Origin of the sequence: Enterococcus sp. 9D6_DIV0238 (assembly GCF_002174455.2) — a bacterium.
Lineage (GTDB): Bacteria > Bacillota > Bacilli > Lactobacillales > Enterococcaceae > Enterococcus_L > Enterococcus_L dunnyi.
The window spans coordinates 1,196,484-1,213,155 of sequence record NZ_CP147246.1; the positions used below are offsets into that span (position 1 = coordinate 1,196,484).

Genomic DNA, 16,672 nt, shown 5'->3' on the forward strand with positions numbered 1-16,672 from the left:
CAAATAAGCCAAGAGGACGAGAAATTTTCACGTGGTCCCACCTCAGATTCGTCTTTATCTCACGACAAAAACCTCTGTTAGTTCAATAACTAAAAAGCGATAACGGGCTCTCCGATTTTTCCTACTGATTCACAATAAATATCCGAATGATTTTTCAGAAAAACAACTGACAGGCGTGTTCAATGAGGAATCGCTATTTCCTTGCAGCATCCGGAAACTCTCTGAAACGAATCGATTCATTTACTATTCTGATCACCGTTTTTTCATTTGATTCTCATATATTTCTAAACAATTTATCACGAATTTTGAATTTAGTCAATAGTTATTTTGGGAAAATACAACTTCGCACTACAGGAAATCTTTTTAGCAAACATATCAGGTATACTAAACTTATTCGTAATAAAGGAGTTTTTTTATGACACCAGATATGTTGAATCACTTACTGAACGAGATCGAGGAACATCTGACTGTCGATCTGACAGCAGAAGAACTAGCAAAAAAGAGCGGTTACTCTGTTTACTATTTTTATCGACTATTCTCTTTGAATATAGGGAAATCTTTTTCAGCTTATCAATTAGATCGACGCTTAAAAAAAGTTCTTCAAGCTGCCCAACAAGGACAAACATTTTCATCTGCTTCTGCGTTGTATGGATTTGATACTTACGCTGGATTTTACAAAGCGTTTATAAAAGAATACGGCTGCTCTCCTAGAAAATATTTAGCAATACATAAAAATGAAACAAAAAATACTGAACTCCTGGAGGTGACCTTTATGCGTTTAAGCACACGAGAAATAAAAGAACTACTAAAAAATTGGCCTATCGATCCAACTTTAAAAATAAACAATGTTTCTCCTGTTCAAAGCTTCAATCATCCCAAGAATGTCTGGGCAATTGGGGAAGAATACTTTTTGCATCAAACCACAGATCGAAGTGGTGAGCTTAAAAATATTGCCCTCGCAGAGGCTTTGCAAAAACAAAACTTTGCTTCTTCTTTGCCGATTCCTACAAGAAACGGGCAGTTGTTTATTGAAAACGATTCTTTGATCTTATTAAAAAAAGGGATTGATGGTACCGCTCTATCCCTCACAGATATCCTTTCATCGCGATCAAAACGATATGCACTCGCTTATGGACAAGCAATCGCCCGACTTCACCAAGCATTTTTAGCGTTGGATACTCAAATTTTATGCGACTCCTCTGATTTATTTTCGTTACTCAAAACTTGGGCTGTTCCTCACGTAAAAAAGCAAGCACAGCAATGGAATCTAGCTATTCCAAATGATTTTTTTGACAACTATCTTGTTGAGTTTGAACAGTTCCAAGGAAAGTTGCCGATTCAAATCATCCATCGCGATCCTAATTTCAGCAATATTCTATTCTTAGAAGAATCTGTCAACGGATTCATCGACTTTGATTTATCTGAGAAAAATATTCGTTTATTTGATCCCTGTTATTGCGCCACAAGTATTCTAAGTCAAATGACTCCAAGTCAGTATGATGAATGGCCGTCAATTTTAGCCGCTATTTTGCAGGGGTACGATTTAGAATCACCTTTATCACAAGCTGAAAAATCAACGGGTTTCCATGTTGTTTGCGCTATTCAACTGATTTGTGTCGCCTATTTTGAAGATCAAGAAAACAAAGATGAGACGTTTAAACGCTTGGCAGCAGCTAATCGGAACATGTTGACATTTATCATCCATCAGCAAAAGTTGATACAATCAATTTTTAAAGAAATCAGTCACTAAACAAACAAGGAGACCGAGACAAAACGAAGCATCAGTTTTGTTTCGGTCTTCAAAGCCGAATAGATAGTCAGAAAAAAGGCGCCTTTTCGAAATAACCACTTTTTCTTATCTTCTTTGCTTATTCATTATTTTTGTTAAAGCATCACCGGAAAATAAACATCCACAACATTTTTATCTGCCTCTGTCGTATTCGGATCTGTTTGATAAATCTCAAAAGGTGCTCCAGCCATTTTATAGCCTTTTTCTTCAATCCATTTTACTAACTTACTGTAAACTGAATCTAATTCAGCATACGGACCGACATACGTAGAAAATGCGCATAAAGAAGAAGAAAGGATTTGAGTCTCTTTTGTCTGTTCAGCAACCGGAACTGCCAGTTCCATATCAGCATTTTCCGGATCAAAGTCCGGGCTATGATAGATCGTCATTGGCGGAGCTGTGGGTGTTAGTTTTTCTATCGTTATTTTCTCAAATAACTCAGCTAAGCATTGACCATATTCATTCACATTCATAGTCTTTCTGATCGAACGAATATTTCTCTCTGGTACCTCAGTTAATTTCACTTCGATTTTCTGTAAATAAGTCATTATTTTTTTCCCCTTTTCTAGTGTGTGCAGATCATTATCTAAACGATCAAGCAACAAGGAGTAATCCTGCATCTTACGGGTGATTTCTAGTTTCTTTTGATTGATCGTTTGCTGCAGCAACACTTGATCTTGTCCGCTACTCAATACTTGTTTGATTTCTTCTAAAGAAAACGTATATTCTTTTAGCCGTTTGATCAGCAGAATCGTCTCCAGCTGATCGACATCATAATAACGATAGCCACTGGTTGCGTCTGTATAGCTGGGTTTTAATAGATTGATTTCATCGTAATAACGCAATGCTTTTTTTGACACTTGGGAAACCTTTGAAAAATCACCAATCGATAGCATGGTTACCTCCTGATTTTTTATTTTTGCCTCGAGACATTCTTAGCATATAGCTTCCAGTAAGGGGAAGGTCAACTGTAAATCGTGAACTTTTTTACGTTGTCTTTTTGATCGTCACTACAGCATAATTCAATAATTCAAGCACACGTGAAAAAAACAATGCTTCAGCAAAGCTCTTGTCTTTGTTAAACACACCAGCAGCTTCTTTGAAGCGCTGATCGATCGCTTTATATCTGGGTGATGCCACATGAAAGCCACCTTGCGCTTCAAAGATTTGCTGATATTCCTTTTCAAAATCAAGCATTTTGGCCATTTCTTTTAAGAACTCGGCTGGGACTTCTATTTTACTTTGAACAAGTTCTTCTTCTGTGTCCGTAATTGAATAATTTTGTTTTGCAGCAACGAAATAAAGATCACCATAAACGATTGGATAGATTTTATCACCAATCGTTAGTTGACCATTCTCAACAAATAATTGAATGATCTTAACATTCGTTTGGTTCTTTTCATTTGATGTAGCTGGTTCAACTGTTTGGTATGTGCATTGAATTTCTGGTCTCATTTTACTTCCTTCTTTCCTACCTGTATTTTATATAAAAAGTAGACAAGCTTTACAATCTTTAAAACAGCCATGTTAGAGTATTGGGATTTTTTTAAGCTTCGCTCCTTGCATCAAAGCGAATATAATTTACCATTAGAACATATAGACCTTACCTTAATTTTCACTCAACTTGCCTATGTATTCTCAGGCATTTTATCAGTTAAGCTTATCATACCCTTTAATGAAAAGGAACGCTTGGTCTAGTTGTTCAGCTTGCATCGGCCTATTCATTTACGCACATTTTTGTAAGATGATTGTTCGTTAAATCCCACGCTAAAATGGATTATTTTTTTTATACTGGTAAATGTAATGAATAATTGATTTAGGAGAATAAAAATGAACGCAAACCAATTAAAACTATTTATGATGGGCTTGATGGTACTGGATCATCTAGCTCCGTTACTACCTCCACAGTTTGTTGTCCCCTTCAATATATTGACGCGCTGTGTCGGTGTATTTTTCGGATTTATGGCTGTTGAAGGCTTCCATTACACTCGTAATCGAAAAAACTATCTGCTCCGCTTATACAGCTGGTCCTTTATCATGTTCGCAGGTAACACGCTACTGAACATGACGGTTTTGAAACAATCGATTTGGCAGCTCCATAACAATATTTTTCTGACCTTAGCGGTCGGTGTCAGCCTTTTATGGGCAATCGATTTTGCCATCCGCATCAAAGAACCGTTTTTTAGAATCTCTGCAAGTATACTGGCATTCATCTTACTCGCTATTTCTATAACTGGAATGGTTGAAGGCGGATTTGTTATTATTCCGTTTATGCTGATCAGTTATTTTTTCAGAACTCGTTCAAAGAAAAGAGATTTGGGGTATTTGATTTTTTCTGTCTGTCTATTGCTCATGGTGATCGTTGGTTTACCTGACTACTCGCTAGAAACAATCAAAATGACTTTAGAAACAAATCCGGAATTTCTATTTATCACTGTAATTCCGTTCATTCATTTGTATAATGGACAAAAAGGCAGCAATAGTCCATTCTTTAAATATCTTTTTTATGTTTTTTATCCAGCCCATTTATGGCTGATTGCCTTGATTGCTACAACAGTTCACCGTTAAAAAAGCAACACTACTGACGACTGATCGGTCGAAAGCAGTGTTGCTTTTTACTTATATTTTTCCTGAACTTTTTTTGGTAATTTGCTTAAAACTAACGCATAAGATTGTTTTAAAAAGGATACCAGCTGCTCCTCTGTAAAGGAGGAATTTTCCAACTTAAACGAATTCCAATGAGTTTTATTCGCATAATAACCTGGAACGACATCTGAATATTGTTCCCGCAAAAGCTCATTTTCTTCAGGTAAGCCTTTAACTGTCATAACTAGCTCACCCTGATTATTTTGACCAAGCATGCAAAATCCTTTCTTCTCGATTTCAAAATAGTCACAATCCCAATCTTCACGATAATAAACGGAAGCTCCTGGCCATTTCTTAGCAGCCTCTTTTAAATAATCGATTCTTTCATCCATCCTAACTTCCTCCTACTCATTACAAAAAAGACTCAACAGGTTGCCGTCCACATCTTTGATGATCGCATAATATTGTCCCCAAAAAGCGTGCCAGGGTTCTTTAAATATTTCGTAGCCAAATCCTTTCATCTTATCACAGACTTGATCTACCTCTTTAGTAGACTCACATAGAAATGCCAACTCGATTTTATCTCCTGCATCTTTTGGCGGATAACCGTAAATTCCTGTGATCATCTTTTTTGTATTCAATGAAATTCTGATTCCTGAATGATCTAATTCAACATAGTCCGCCTGTTTATCTCCCACCGCTTGGAAACCTAGTCGTTCGTAAAATAGAATCGCATCCTCCATCGATTCTACGATGATTCCTACCATATCAAGTTTCATTTGACTTCACCTTCTCTTGTTTTTTCTTTAGTATAATCAAGTGTCATACTTTTGTCTTGTATTATTCCGACATGCTTGTTGATCTTCTGTGGTGTTAAACCGGTCATTTTTTTCATTTTCTTACTATAATGAGACTGATCGAAAAAAGCATATTTTTCTACCAAGTCCAGCTGTTTTATCTGAGGATTCATTAAGATCTCTTGATAAACCTTCTGAAAACGCAATACATCAAATACTTCATACGGAGTCAACCCAATTTCTTCTTTGAACAAACGTTGTAAGCTCCGTTCTGAAATCAGTGTATTAGCAAGAAGCATGTCATAGGATCTATAAGCAGAATAATCATGGATGAAGAGTGGTATCGGTGCAGAAATCTGTCTATCCACACGATTTAGCAGCTTTAGGAAATGCTGATTCAACTCCAAGATCAGCTCAGCAACAGTTGTCTTTCCTGAAAGCTGAACTGCCAGTTCCTTAGCTAAAGCTTTTTCCACTTCTGCCAATGGTCTAAGCTGATTTTTCATTTCTTTGAATGAATGATTTATAAACGGATACATCCCGCCTAAATGAAAACGAATCCCTAAATGAAGGAGTTCTTTTTCAGCATAGGAATAAAAAAAAGCAGTACTCGGACCGCAAAGCTCAATGGATAAAATCTCTAATGCCGGACTCAGTTGAATGATCAAGTCTGAACATAAATCCGGAATAATGCGAGCCGGCTCCTGATTTGCTCGAGTGTAGCTGAACCAATAGGATTGAATATATGTACGCAAACGCAGATCAGGTTGGATCTCTTGATAATGGTTTGTCAACTCCTGCCAAACTTTAGGAACATATTCTGTCATACAACTGTCCTCCTTTGAGCAAAACACTCGTGATTCCTTCTCACTATCGTTTGTTTCTATCATTATAACATCAATCTGATGAGGCTTAAATTTCTCCATTGCATTTATCTTAATCAAATTTTAATATTTCTCTACTGCATGGACTTCTTTCATTTTTGAGTAAGAAAAGATCATGTAGTAAAAAACATAGAAAACGTTACCATCTCTATGTTTTTTTTACTCATCTCTATTTTATAAACGAAACAGTCGTTTTTTTAAAGATTAACATATTATTAAATGGTCAAAAAAAGTTTTTTCTGATAAACTTATCGTGATGGCTTTTTTGAAAGGATGAAATATATGACCCCGAATCGTGAAGACTACCTAAAACTAATTTTTGAATTAGGCGGCGATGAAACGAAGATCAACAACAAACAAATTGTTTCAGGTCTGGATGTTTCCGCAGCATCTGTCAGCGAGATGATTTCAAAATTAGTAAAAGAACAGCTGGTCGAACATTCACCTTATCAAGGTGTTCAGCTCACAGAATCAGGACTGAAAAAAGCTAGTACACTGATTCGCAAGCATCGATTGTGGGAAGTGTTTTTAGTTGAACACTTAAATTATTCCTGGAATGAAGTTCACGATGATGCGGAAGTACTGGAGCACGTTACTTCTCAAACTTTGGCTAATCGCTTATCAGAGTATTTAAACCAGCCAAAATTTTGTCCCCATGGCGGAGTGATTCCGGAAGATGATCAGCCGGTCCATGAAGAAAAGCGTCAAACCTTGATCGACTATCCTGTTGGGACGACGATTCGAATCGCTCGTGTATTGGATGAAAAAGACCTATTAGACTACCTAGTCTCCATTGACCTGAATATCCACGAGGAATATCAGATAGATGAGATCGCTGCATATGAAGGACCTATCAGCATCAGTAATAAGCAAAAACAATTGGCGGTCAGCTACAAAGCTGCAAGTACGATTTTTGTTGATCCAATAAATGAAAGCGGGGAATTGAAATGAATGAAAAAATAGCATTATTCACAATTTTTGGCGGTACTGGAGATTTAGCGAAACGAAAACTATATCCTTCGTTATTCAGACTATACCGTAAAGGAAATCTAGCTGAGCACTTTGCTGTTATCGGTACGGCAAGAAGAGAATGGACAGATGATCACTATCGTGAGATCGTACGTGAAACAATCAAAGATCTAAATCCGACTGCAGAAGAAGCAGAAGCCTTTTCAAGCCACTTTTACTACCAATCTCACAATGTGAACGACTCAGAGCATTATGACACATTAAAAAAATTGTCAGACAAGCTAAATGAGAAATACGAGCTAGGCGGAAACCATATTTACTACTTAGCAATGGCTCCTCAATTCTTCGGTACGATCGTTCAGCACCTGAAATCCCAAGAGATTTTAACGGAAACAGGCTTTGATCGTTTGATCATTGAAAAACCTTTTGGCTCTGATTATGAGTCTGCTTATCAGCTAAACGAAGAAATCCGTGCTGTTTTCCCTGAGAAAGATATTTTTAGAATCGATCACTATTTAGGAAAAGAAATGATCCAAAACATTTCTGCGATTCGTTTTGCCAATAATATTTTTGAATCTCAATGGAATAATCGCTACATCGATAATGTTCAGATCACTTTTGCTGAAGGGCTTGGTGTTGAAGATCGCGGCGGATATTACGATCATAGCGGCGCACTGAAAGACATGGTGCAAAACCATATTTTACAAGTCGTTGCTTTGTTAGCGATGGAACCGCCTGTTGCCTTTTCAGAAGCTGAAATCAGATCAGAAAAAGTTAAAGCGCTGCAAGCGATTCGTCTGTATTCTGAAAAAGAAGCCTTGGAAAACTTTGTTCGCGGTCAATATGGTGCTGGCAAATTGGAAGATCAACACTTTGTTAGCTACCGTGAGGAACCAAACGTCGACGAAAATTCTCAAACAGAAACATTTGTTGCAGGTAAGTTTTTGATCGACAACTTCCGTTGGTCAGGCGTTCCATTTTATATCCGCACAGGAAAACGTCTAACTGAAAAAGGAACACGCATCAATATCGTCTTTAAACAAGTTCCGATCAATGTCTTTAAAGATGACGTCGATCATTGCGGAGAGAAAACAGATTTACCGCCAAATGTTTTAACGATTTATATTCAACCGACAGAAGGGTTCTCCCTAACCTTGAACGGCAAAGAAATCGGTCAAGGGTTCTCTACGACTCCTGTCAAGCTAGACTATCGTCATAGCGCAGAAACAACAGGAAATAGTCCTGAAGCTTACGAAAAACTATTATTGGATAGTTTAAATGGTGACGGCACAAACTTCTCTCATTGGGATGAAGTAGCTCAATCTTGGCGGATCGTTGATATCATACGTCAGGCTTGGGATAAAACATCGGTTGATTTCCCTAATTATGCAGCAGGTTCAATGGGGCCTGATGCCGCCTTTGACTTACTTGCTCGTGACAATTTTTCTTGGGAATGGCAACCGGACAACTGGTACCGCGAACGTGGCAAACTTTAATATTTATGGAGGAATAAATGAATAAACTAACGATCAAAATCCCGCTTTTTTGTACTGCTGCCCTTCTGACGCTCGGATTGAATACTCTTTCCTATGCTGAAGAAAGCACAACTGTCAGCAGCTCAGATATTGAAACAACAACAAGCAGCGTCCTTTCACCAGCTCAAAATTCAACGAGTGAAAGCACAATGAAGACAACTGAAGAGGAAACACAGTCAAGTACTACTACGTCTGAAGCAACCGAAGAAAGTACTGAAACACAAGCAGTAAATAGCTCTCTTTACTTTGATGACTATTTTTTACCATCGAATCGATCAGATTTAAATCCGACGATCCAAAGTCGCAGTATCACTCCAGCTCTTTCGATGGATGTCGTCAATGCAGGAGAGGCCAATCGACCAAGTTCACACTTTATCGATATTTCTTCTCATAACGGTTCGATCTCAGTAGCTAACTTTCAAAAGATGAAAAACTACGGAATCAAAGGGGTTGTAGTTAAGCTGACTGAAAGTACTAGCTATGTCAATCCCTATGCGCAAGAGCAGATCAACAACGCAACAGCGGCTGGTCTGAAAGTTTCGGCCTATCATTACGCCCATTATACATCCAGCGCGATTGCTTCTAGTGAAGCAAATTACTTTGCTTCGTTAGCGAATACCTTTAAATTACCTAAGTCGACTGTCATGGTCATCGACATCGAGGAAGGAAAAATGCTAAACGGATCTCTAACGCCAAATACAACTAGTTTTGTAAATGTTTTAAAAGCCAATGGTTTTTCAAATATCATGTATTACATGAACCGAACTTATGCAACGAGCGGACATTTCTCTGTAAGTACCTTTGGTGCAAAAAATATGTGGGTTGCGCAATATCCTTATACGCCTACTGCTGGAATGAACTGGAATAATGAATTTTCTTCATGGCAGTGGTCTTCTCAATATTATATTCCTGGTATTGCCCATCCTTTTGATATTTCAATGGATTATACTGGGTATCTAGAGAATGGTGCTCAAGGAAAATGGTTGAGTGCTAATCAATACGTGACGATCACTAAAAAGAATTACTCTATTTGGTCAAACTTCAACTTTAATTCAGCTTTGACAAACACAACGAATGTTTTCAATAAAACCTATAAGGTTACTGGAAAATACCAGCATATGAACGGTAGCACCTACTACTCTCTTTATGATAACAATGGAAACTGGAAAGGCTATGTCAATGCTGAAGCAACGACAAAAGCAAATGGTGCTCAAGGTCTGTGGTTAAGCGAAAACAAATACGTAACACTTACGAAAAAGTCACAAACGATTTGGGGCGATATCAACACTTTCTCTAGTAAAAAAGGTAGTACAAGCGATCACTATCAGAAAACCTTTAAAGTTTCTGGGAAGTACAACCATGTTAATGGGGCCGTTTACTACTCTCTGTATGATAATAATGGAAAATGGATCGGTTATATCAACTCAGATTTTGCAAGTTCTGCATCAGGACCTCAAGGGACTTGGTTAAGTGAAAATAAATATGTAACGTTTACTAAAAAGGGCCAAACAATCTGGGGCGACATCAACACCTTCTCCAGTAAAAAAGGGAACACAACAGATCTTTATCAAAAAACGTACAAAGTCACTGGAAAATACAATCATATTGCAGGTGCCGTTTACTACTCCTTATATGATAATAACAACAAATGGGTCGGTTATATCAATGCCAATGGACCTACTGTCGCTCCTGGACCTCAAGGGACTTGGCTAAGCAATAATGACTATGTAACGATCACAAAGAAAAATACGACTCTTTGGGGGGATATCAATAATTTCTCTAGTAAAAAGGGAAACACAACTGATATCTACCAGCAAACTTTCCATGCTAAAGGAAAATACAATCATATCGCTAACGTTACCTACTACTCTCTTTATGATAATAACGGAAAGTGGATCGGCTATCTAAATTCAAGTGCAGCAACTGTTGCACCTGGTTCACAGGGCATTTGGATCAAGAATGATGAACAAGTAAAAATCAATAAGAAAGACTATACGATTTGGTCTGAAATTGATACGTTTTCTGCTAAAAAAGGAAACACTACCGAGATATACGGTAAAACTTATCATGCCAAAGGAATCTACCATCACTTCTCTGGTGCTTCTTATTATTCTCTTTATGATAATACCAGCGGAAAATGGATTGGCTATTTAAATACAAATGCAACGATCGTTACTAAATAAACTAAAAAGGGAACTAAAACGAAATGTCGTCGTTTTAGTTCCTTTTTTTAAGAATCACCAGTGGAAAATAGCTAGCTATTTTCCACTGGTGATTTAATTCTTTTCTTACTCTTCAAATCCTTCTGCTACTGCTTCAGGATAGTTTTCTTCCACAATGGTTGCACAACGGCCGCATAAATGAGGTAATTTTTCATCTACTCCTACATCCGTACGAACGGCACGACAACGATCACAAGTTTCACCTTCTGCTTTTTCCACAAGGATCGACATATCTTCAAATTTCTCGACACCATCCGGCACCGTTGCAACCTTATCGACTACCTCAAAATCAGATACGATCAATAATTGAGCAATATCAGCATCTACAGCTGTTAATAACTCGCGGATTTGTTCATTAGGATAAACGGTTACCTTAGCCTCTAATGACTTACCGATCAATTTAGAATTCCGTGCTTCTTCTAACGCTTTTAAAACGTTATCTCTAAAGTCCATAAACGCTGCCCATAGATCCAAGAGCTCTTGCTGATTTGCAAATGTTTCATAACCAGGGAACTCAGCCAACTGAACATAGTCCTCTTCTTCTTTCAAGAAGCTCCAAATTTCTTCTGACGTATGCGGAATGATCGGTGTTAACAACTTAGTCAATGCCACAGCAGTTTGATAAAATACCGTCTGCATACAGCGACGTTGGTAATCATTTTCTGCTTCGATATAAACGACATCCTTCGCAAAATCTAAATAGAAGGCAGATAGATCCACTGTTAAGAAATTCATCACAGAACGATAGATTTGCATGAAGTTATACTTCTCATATCCTTTTTCACGAATTTCTTCAATTACTTGGTTTAAACGAACAACCATATATTTATCCACAGAACGTAATTCTTCATAAGGAACAGTATGTTCATTAGGTTGGAAATCACTCGTATTTGCCAATAAAAAGCGCATCGTGTTACGGATCTTACGATAAACCTCTGATACTTGATTCAAGATATCCATCGATACACGAACATCTGCTTCGTAATCCACACTACTTACCCAAAGACGTAGAATATCTGCACCCATTTGCTTGATAACTTTATCTGGTAAGATCGTATTCCCTAATGATTTACTCATTTTACGTCCTTCACCATCTAGAGTGAAGCCTTGTGATAAAACAGCTTTATATGGTGCCACACCGTTGATAGCAACACTTGTCGTGATACTTGAGTTAAACCAGCCACGGTATTGGTCAGAACCTTCTAAATACATATCTGCTGGGAATGACAATTCTGGACGTTGACGTAAAACAGCTTCATGAGAAGAACCAGAATCAAACCAAACATCCATGATATCATTTTCTTTAGTAAACGAACCATTTGGTGAACCTGGATGCGTAAAGCCTTCCGGCAATAGTTCTTTTGCTTCACGCTTGAACCAAATATTTGATCCATGCTCTGCAAATAAGTTTGCCACATGATCGATCGTTTCTGGTGTAATGATCGCTTCGCCATTTTCTGCATAAAAAATCGGTAACGGAACACCCCATGCACGTTGACGAGAAATCACCCAGTCCCCACGGTCACGGATCATATTGTATAAACGAGTTTTGCCCCATGGTAAGATCCAGTCGACTTTTTCAACTTCATCTAAAATGTTTTCACGGAACTTATCGATCGACGCAAACCACTGCGGCGTTGCACGATAGATAACTGGTTTTTTCGTACGCCAGTCATGTGGATAACTGTGTGTAAAGAAATCTAACTTTAATAACGCATCTTTTTCATCTAATAGTGCTGTGATCATTGGATTTGCTTTATCGTAGAAAATCCCTTCAAATCCAGGCGCTTCATCAGTAAACACCCCGCGATTATCTACTGGTGAAAGAATATCTAAGTTGTATTTTTTGCTGACGATATAATCGTCTTCACCGTGACCAGGTGCAGTATGAACTAAACCTGTACCTGCATCTAAGGTAACGTGATCCCCTAACATAACTAACGATGTACGGTCATAGAAAGGATGTTGAGCAGTCATATATTCCATGTCTTGTCCTGAAATAGTATCAAGGATTTCGACATCTTCCCAACCAATTGCTTCTTTGACTGTCTCTAAAAGATCTTTTGCTACTACATATTTTTTCCCGTAAGCTTTTACTACCACGTATTTATATGCTGGATTCACGGAGATTCCAAGATTCGCTGGAAGGGTCCATGGAGTCGTTGTCCAAATAACAAATGATGTATCTGTATCCAGCAATCCTTTGCCATCAACGACTTTAAACGCAACATAGATCGATGGTGATTTGACGTCTTTATATTCGATTTCTGCTTCTGCTAATGATGATTCACTTGAAGGTGACCAGTAAATCGGTTTTAGCCCTTTATAAATATACCCTTTTTCGGCCATTTTACCAAAAACACGAATTTCAGCAGCTTCATAAGATGGATCTAAAGTGATATAAGGATGATCCCAATCACCAGCCACACCTAAACGTTTGAAATCATTACGCTGTGTATCGACTTGCGAACGAGCATACTCTTCACATTTTTCACGATATTCGGCCAATGACATTTCTTTTCTTTTGATGCCTTTATTTGTCAATACCTGCTCGATCGGTAACCCATGAGTATCCCAGCCTGGAACATATGGTGAACGGAAGCCTGACATTGATTTCGAACGTACGATGATATCTTTACTGATTTTATTTAAAGAATGACCTAAATGGATATTCCCATTCGCATATGGAGGTCCATCATGAAGAATAAATGTCGGTTTGCCTTCATTTAATTTTTGACGCTTTTCATAAATTTTTTGTTCTTCCCAATCTTTTTGCCATTCGACTTCCCGATTTGGTAAATTTCCTCGCATTGGAAAAGCTGTTTTTCCCAATTGCAATGTTTCTTTCATTTTCATTTTTATTCCTCACTTTCTTTTGTTGCAGTTTGTTATATAGATTAAAGAGATGCAAGTTTACGCTTTCAGCTCTTTTTGTCAGTTGTATTTGTGCTTGAACAACCTTTTTGGATTTTTGACTTTTCACCTGGGCAGTTTGGTGATTCAGTACGATTGTTCATCAACTATTCTGACATAGCTAATCATAGTGATTCGGTGTTAAGGACACTTCGCTCACTCTGCTCGCCAAGTACTTTTCAACATCTGCTCTGGCATAGCCAATCGTAGTGATTCGGTGTTAAGGACACTTCGCTCACTCTGCTCGCCAAGTATTGTTCATCATCTACTCTGGCATAGCCAATCGTAGTGATTCACAACAAAAAAGTACCTTCATCCCTAGGGACGAAAGTACTCGTGTTACCACCCAAATTCAAAATAATCAATAGTCATGATTATCTCCTCTGTGATCGGTAACGAAATCACTCGTCAAGTTTTACTATATTCAAACTTGAGTAAAATAGAGGATCTTTTCAACACCAGGGTCTGTCAATCTTTCACTATCATTGACTCGCTAAAAGAATGGCTGTTGACTTTTCTGTTCTATTTCTTTACTAAAATTATTTAGGTTCTTTGTTTAAAAGGTCAAGCATTGCTTTTGGATCGATCGCTGCTTGCTCCAATGTAGGCTGTTCATCTACTACAGGTTCTGTAACAGTTCCTGATGCTGAAGCCTCATCCTCTTTATCTAGCTCTTCAGCAAGTACTTCCTTGATCACTGTGTGAGAGTCACTAACATAGCTTGAGAATGGTTTCAATAATTCATTCCATTCTTCACTCTTCACTTGTTCTAACTGTGTTTCAAGCATCAAGCTTAAACGTTGATGGAATACACGTGTTTTTTTCTTCAAGTCATCTGTCTCAGCAGCTAATTGACGCGCACGGTCAGTTGCATCTGTTAAAATTTCTTTGGCTTTTTCTTCTGCTGAAGCGACTAGATTTGTCGAACGTTTTTCTGCAGATGAAATCATTTCATTCGCTGTGTTTTCGGCAGAAGTAACAATAACTTCTGATTCTTTGTTTGCACTAGTTTTCACTTTATCTGCAGTATCTTGCGCTACAATAATCGATTGATTCAATGCATCTTTCAATTCATTGAAGTATTGCAATTTTTCTTCTGCATGTTTCAAAGATTTTTCAAGTTCACGGTTCTTTTGAAGCGCATCCTCATAGTCTTTCGTTACTTGATCTAAAAAATCATCGACGTCGTCTTGATTGTATCCTCTCATTTTTGTAGAGAAGTTTTTGTTTTGAATATCTAATGGAGTTAATGCCATATTCCTTCACCTCTTTGGATTATTTTCGTAAAACTCCCAATAACAAACGAAACTTGTCCTTTTTCGTCTTACCTTCTAGTTCTTGAATTTGAATCCGACCAAACCCTCTAATAGAGACGATATCCAATAAGTCTACTAAAAAATCCGGTCTAGTATTTTCCGTCCAATTCACTTTTACTTTACCAGACTCGATCAACTGTTTCGATCTCTGTCTAGATATATTATATACGCTGGAGATCAAATTATCCAGACGTAATGAGCTGATAGTTGTTCGTTCATGAGTCCAATCATCTTTTGGAAGAATCAATTCAGTGTATTTACGCGGCTCTAAACGGACAGATATTTTTCCGATTTTTTCTACCTGAACAGACACAAAATTGGCGATTTCCTTAGCAAGAAAGACTTGCCAACGCTCTCCATCAGAAATGATATCCCCAAAATATTCACGCTTGATCCCGGTGTTTACAAGTGTACCCAATACTTTACCATGAGAAAGCGTTGAAAATTTTACTGGATAAACGATTTCAACTAATTCGATTTCAAAATCTTCTTGTTTCGGCTGATAATAATCAGGATAGATCAAACATCTTGTTCGTTCTGCTTGTTCATAGCCTCCATAAAACTGAAATTCAAGTTCACTATCTTGTCTAATCAGTGTTTCTAGAATGTACGCTTGTCTAGGATCCAAAAAATCCGTTAGATAAGGAGCATACTGGCTTTCGACTTGTTCTAACCAATCACCCACAGAATCAATAAAAGGATGCTCATCTTTGCGGAAATGTTGGTATACATTTGCGTTCATAGATAGATCATCCTTTCTTATATTAATACAACAATGATTGTAAAATCTTGCCTAATCCGCCTGCAGCTAAATTCAGTACAATAATTGCTATCATTACATTAAAACCGATCATACCGATTCTTAAATTTAAACGATCGAATAAACTTAAATACGGCTCACAGATCCTTGCGATCAGGCGACCAAATGTAGATTCATATGCGCCTGGAAACCAAGATAATAATGCATAAATGATTAAAAGTCCTGAATAAATTTGAACAGCTTTATATAGTAAGTATATAAATAGAACGATACTAATGACCTCCTAACTAAAAATCAAACATTTGTTTCTTAGCTAAAGACTGTGCTGTTGCACTATCGATTTCAATGTTTGATGGTGTACATAGAAAAATTTCATCACCGACACGTTGAATGTCTCCATCCAATGCATAGACAGTTCCAGTTAAAAAATCAACGATCCGTCTAGCCTGATGCTCTTCTACTAAATGAAAATTGATCAACACAGCGTCACTAGCAATAATATGTTTAGCAATATTCATTGCTTCAGAATAAACACGCGGCTCAATAATTGTAATTTTGCCGGCTCTGCTTGAGCTATGTGCCTCTTGCGAACGTTTAGTATTTGAATTATTTGAACTACGCATGGAGACAACCTTTTTCTCATTAAATGCTGTTTCCTGACGGCTTTCCTTTTTATCTTGATGTGTCTCTGTTGAACGATAACGAGCAGATGGCTTCTCAGTTAAAGGCTCAGTTGGTCCAGCTGGTCTTTGTACCTGTGCTGATGTTTGTCGAACCGTCTGTCTAGGTCTTTCATTGACAACCTTTTGCTCTTCGTATTCATCATAATTATCATAATCATCTTCACCAGATAATCCAAAAAAGCTCGATAACGCATTTTTACTAAAAATTGACATAGATT

General features: G+C 37.6%; 15 protein-coding genes and 2 other annotated features. Of the genes, 5 read left to right on the top strand and 10 right to left on the bottom strand.

Annotated features, from left to right (window positions below):
- Positions 1–9 precede the first annotated feature (9 nt).
- Positions 10–265, bottom strand: a binding site (T-box leader).
- A 150-nt stretch (positions 266–415) separates the two neighbouring features.
- On the top strand, positions 416–1,750 hold the full coding sequence (locus A5889_RS05660) for a helix-turn-helix domain-containing protein (RefSeq protein ID WP_087641048.1): 1,335 nt from the start codon (positions 416–418) through the stop codon (positions 1,748–1,750).
- Positions 1,751–1,884: 134 nt separating this feature from the next.
- Here A5889_RS05660 and A5889_RS05665 read toward each other — a convergent pair whose 3' ends face one another.
- Positions 1,885–2,685, bottom strand: a complete 801-nt coding sequence (locus tag A5889_RS05665; RefSeq protein WP_087641047.1) for a MerR family transcriptional regulator — start codon at positions 2,683–2,685, stop codon at positions 1,885–1,887.
- A gap of 91 nt (positions 2,686–2,776) precedes the next feature.
- Positions 2,777–3,244 (bottom strand): hypothetical protein, encoded by a 468-nt coding sequence (locus tag A5889_RS05670; RefSeq protein WP_087641046.1) that lies wholly within the window; start codon positions 3,242–3,244, stop codon positions 2,777–2,779.
- 375 nt (positions 3,245–3,619) lie between these two features.
- On the opposite strand from A5889_RS05670, the gene A5889_RS05675 reads away from it, so the two are divergent.
- Positions 3,620–4,357 carry a TraX family protein gene (locus tag A5889_RS05675; protein ID WP_087641045.1) on the top strand — a complete coding sequence of 246 codons (738 nt, stop codon included), beginning with the start codon at positions 3,620–3,622 and terminating at the stop codon, positions 4,355–4,357.
- Positions 4,358–4,404: 47 nt separating this feature from the next.
- Here the strand turns inward: A5889_RS05675 and A5889_RS05680 are convergent, their stop codons facing one another.
- The 3 genes from A5889_RS05680 to A5889_RS05690 are packed head-to-tail and all read right to left on the bottom strand — an operon-like array spanning position 4,405 to position 5,999.
- The gene (locus A5889_RS05680; protein WP_087641044.1) at positions 4,405–4,767 is read right to left on the bottom strand and encodes an MmcQ/YjbR family DNA-binding protein; all 363 of its coding nucleotides are present in this window, start codon (positions 4,765–4,767) and stop codon (positions 4,405–4,407) included.
- A gap of 12 nt (positions 4,768–4,779) precedes the next feature.
- Positions 4,780–5,154: a VOC family protein gene (locus tag A5889_RS05685; protein ID WP_087641043.1), complete on the bottom strand. Its 375-nt coding sequence runs from the start codon at positions 5,152–5,154 to the stop codon at positions 4,780–4,782.
- On the bottom strand, positions 5,151–5,999 hold the full coding sequence (locus tag A5889_RS05690; RefSeq protein ID WP_087641042.1) for an AraC family transcriptional regulator: 849 nt from the start codon (positions 5,997–5,999) through the stop codon (positions 5,151–5,153). The genes A5889_RS05685 and A5889_RS05690 overlap by 4 nt, the downstream gene beginning before the upstream one ends.
- Positions 6,000–6,338: 339 nt before the next feature.
- Between A5889_RS05690 and A5889_RS05695 the strand changes: the two genes are divergently transcribed.
- The 3 genes from A5889_RS05695 to A5889_RS05705 are packed head-to-tail and all read left to right on the top strand — an operon-like array spanning position 6,339 to position 10,743.
- On the top strand, positions 6,339–7,007 hold the full coding sequence (locus A5889_RS05695) for a metal-dependent transcriptional regulator (protein WP_087641041.1): 669 nt from the start codon (positions 6,339–6,341) through the stop codon (positions 7,005–7,007).
- On the top strand, positions 7,004–8,521 hold the full coding sequence (zwf, locus tag A5889_RS05700; RefSeq protein WP_087641040.1) for a glucose-6-phosphate dehydrogenase: 1,518 nt from the start codon (positions 7,004–7,006) through the stop codon (positions 8,519–8,521). The genes A5889_RS05695 and zwf overlap by 4 nt, the downstream gene beginning before the upstream one ends.
- 17 nt (positions 8,522–8,538) lie before the next feature.
- Positions 8,539–10,743: a GH25 family lysozyme gene (locus A5889_RS05705; RefSeq protein WP_087641039.1), complete on the top strand. Its 2,205-nt coding sequence runs from the start codon at positions 8,539–8,541 to the stop codon at positions 10,741–10,743.
- A gap of 105 nt (positions 10,744–10,848) precedes the next feature.
- On the opposite strand, the gene ileS is transcribed toward A5889_RS05705, so the two are convergent.
- From ileS to A5889_RS05730, 5 genes are all read right to left on the bottom strand, one after another.
- Complete coding sequence (gene ileS, locus A5889_RS05710; protein ID WP_087641038.1) at positions 10,849–13,638, bottom strand: isoleucine--tRNA ligase; 2,790 nt, start codon at positions 13,636–13,638, stop codon at positions 10,849–10,851.
- Between the two features lie 374 nt (positions 13,639–14,012).
- Positions 14,013–14,235, bottom strand: a binding site (T-box leader).
- A complete protein-coding gene (locus tag A5889_RS05715; RefSeq protein WP_087641037.1) occupies positions 14,235–14,951 on the bottom strand; it encodes a DivIVA domain-containing protein in 717 nt (238 codons plus the stop codon). (Overlaps the previous feature by 1 nt.)
- A gap of 19 nt (positions 14,952–14,970) precedes the next feature.
- The gene (locus A5889_RS05720) at positions 14,971–15,753 is read right to left on the bottom strand and encodes an RNA-binding protein (protein WP_087641036.1); all 783 of its coding nucleotides are present in this window, start codon (positions 15,751–15,753) and stop codon (positions 14,971–14,973) included.
- 22 nt (positions 15,754–15,775) lie between these two features.
- Positions 15,776–16,048: a YggT family protein gene (locus tag A5889_RS05725; RefSeq protein ID WP_176372861.1), complete on the bottom strand. Its 273-nt coding sequence runs from the start codon at positions 16,046–16,048 to the stop codon at positions 15,776–15,778.
- A gap of 10 nt (positions 16,049–16,058) precedes the next feature.
- Complete coding sequence (locus tag A5889_RS05730; protein WP_087641034.1) at positions 16,059–16,667, bottom strand: cell division protein SepF; 609 nt, start codon at positions 16,665–16,667, stop codon at positions 16,059–16,061.
- Between the last annotated feature and the right edge of the window lie 5 nt (positions 16,668–16,672).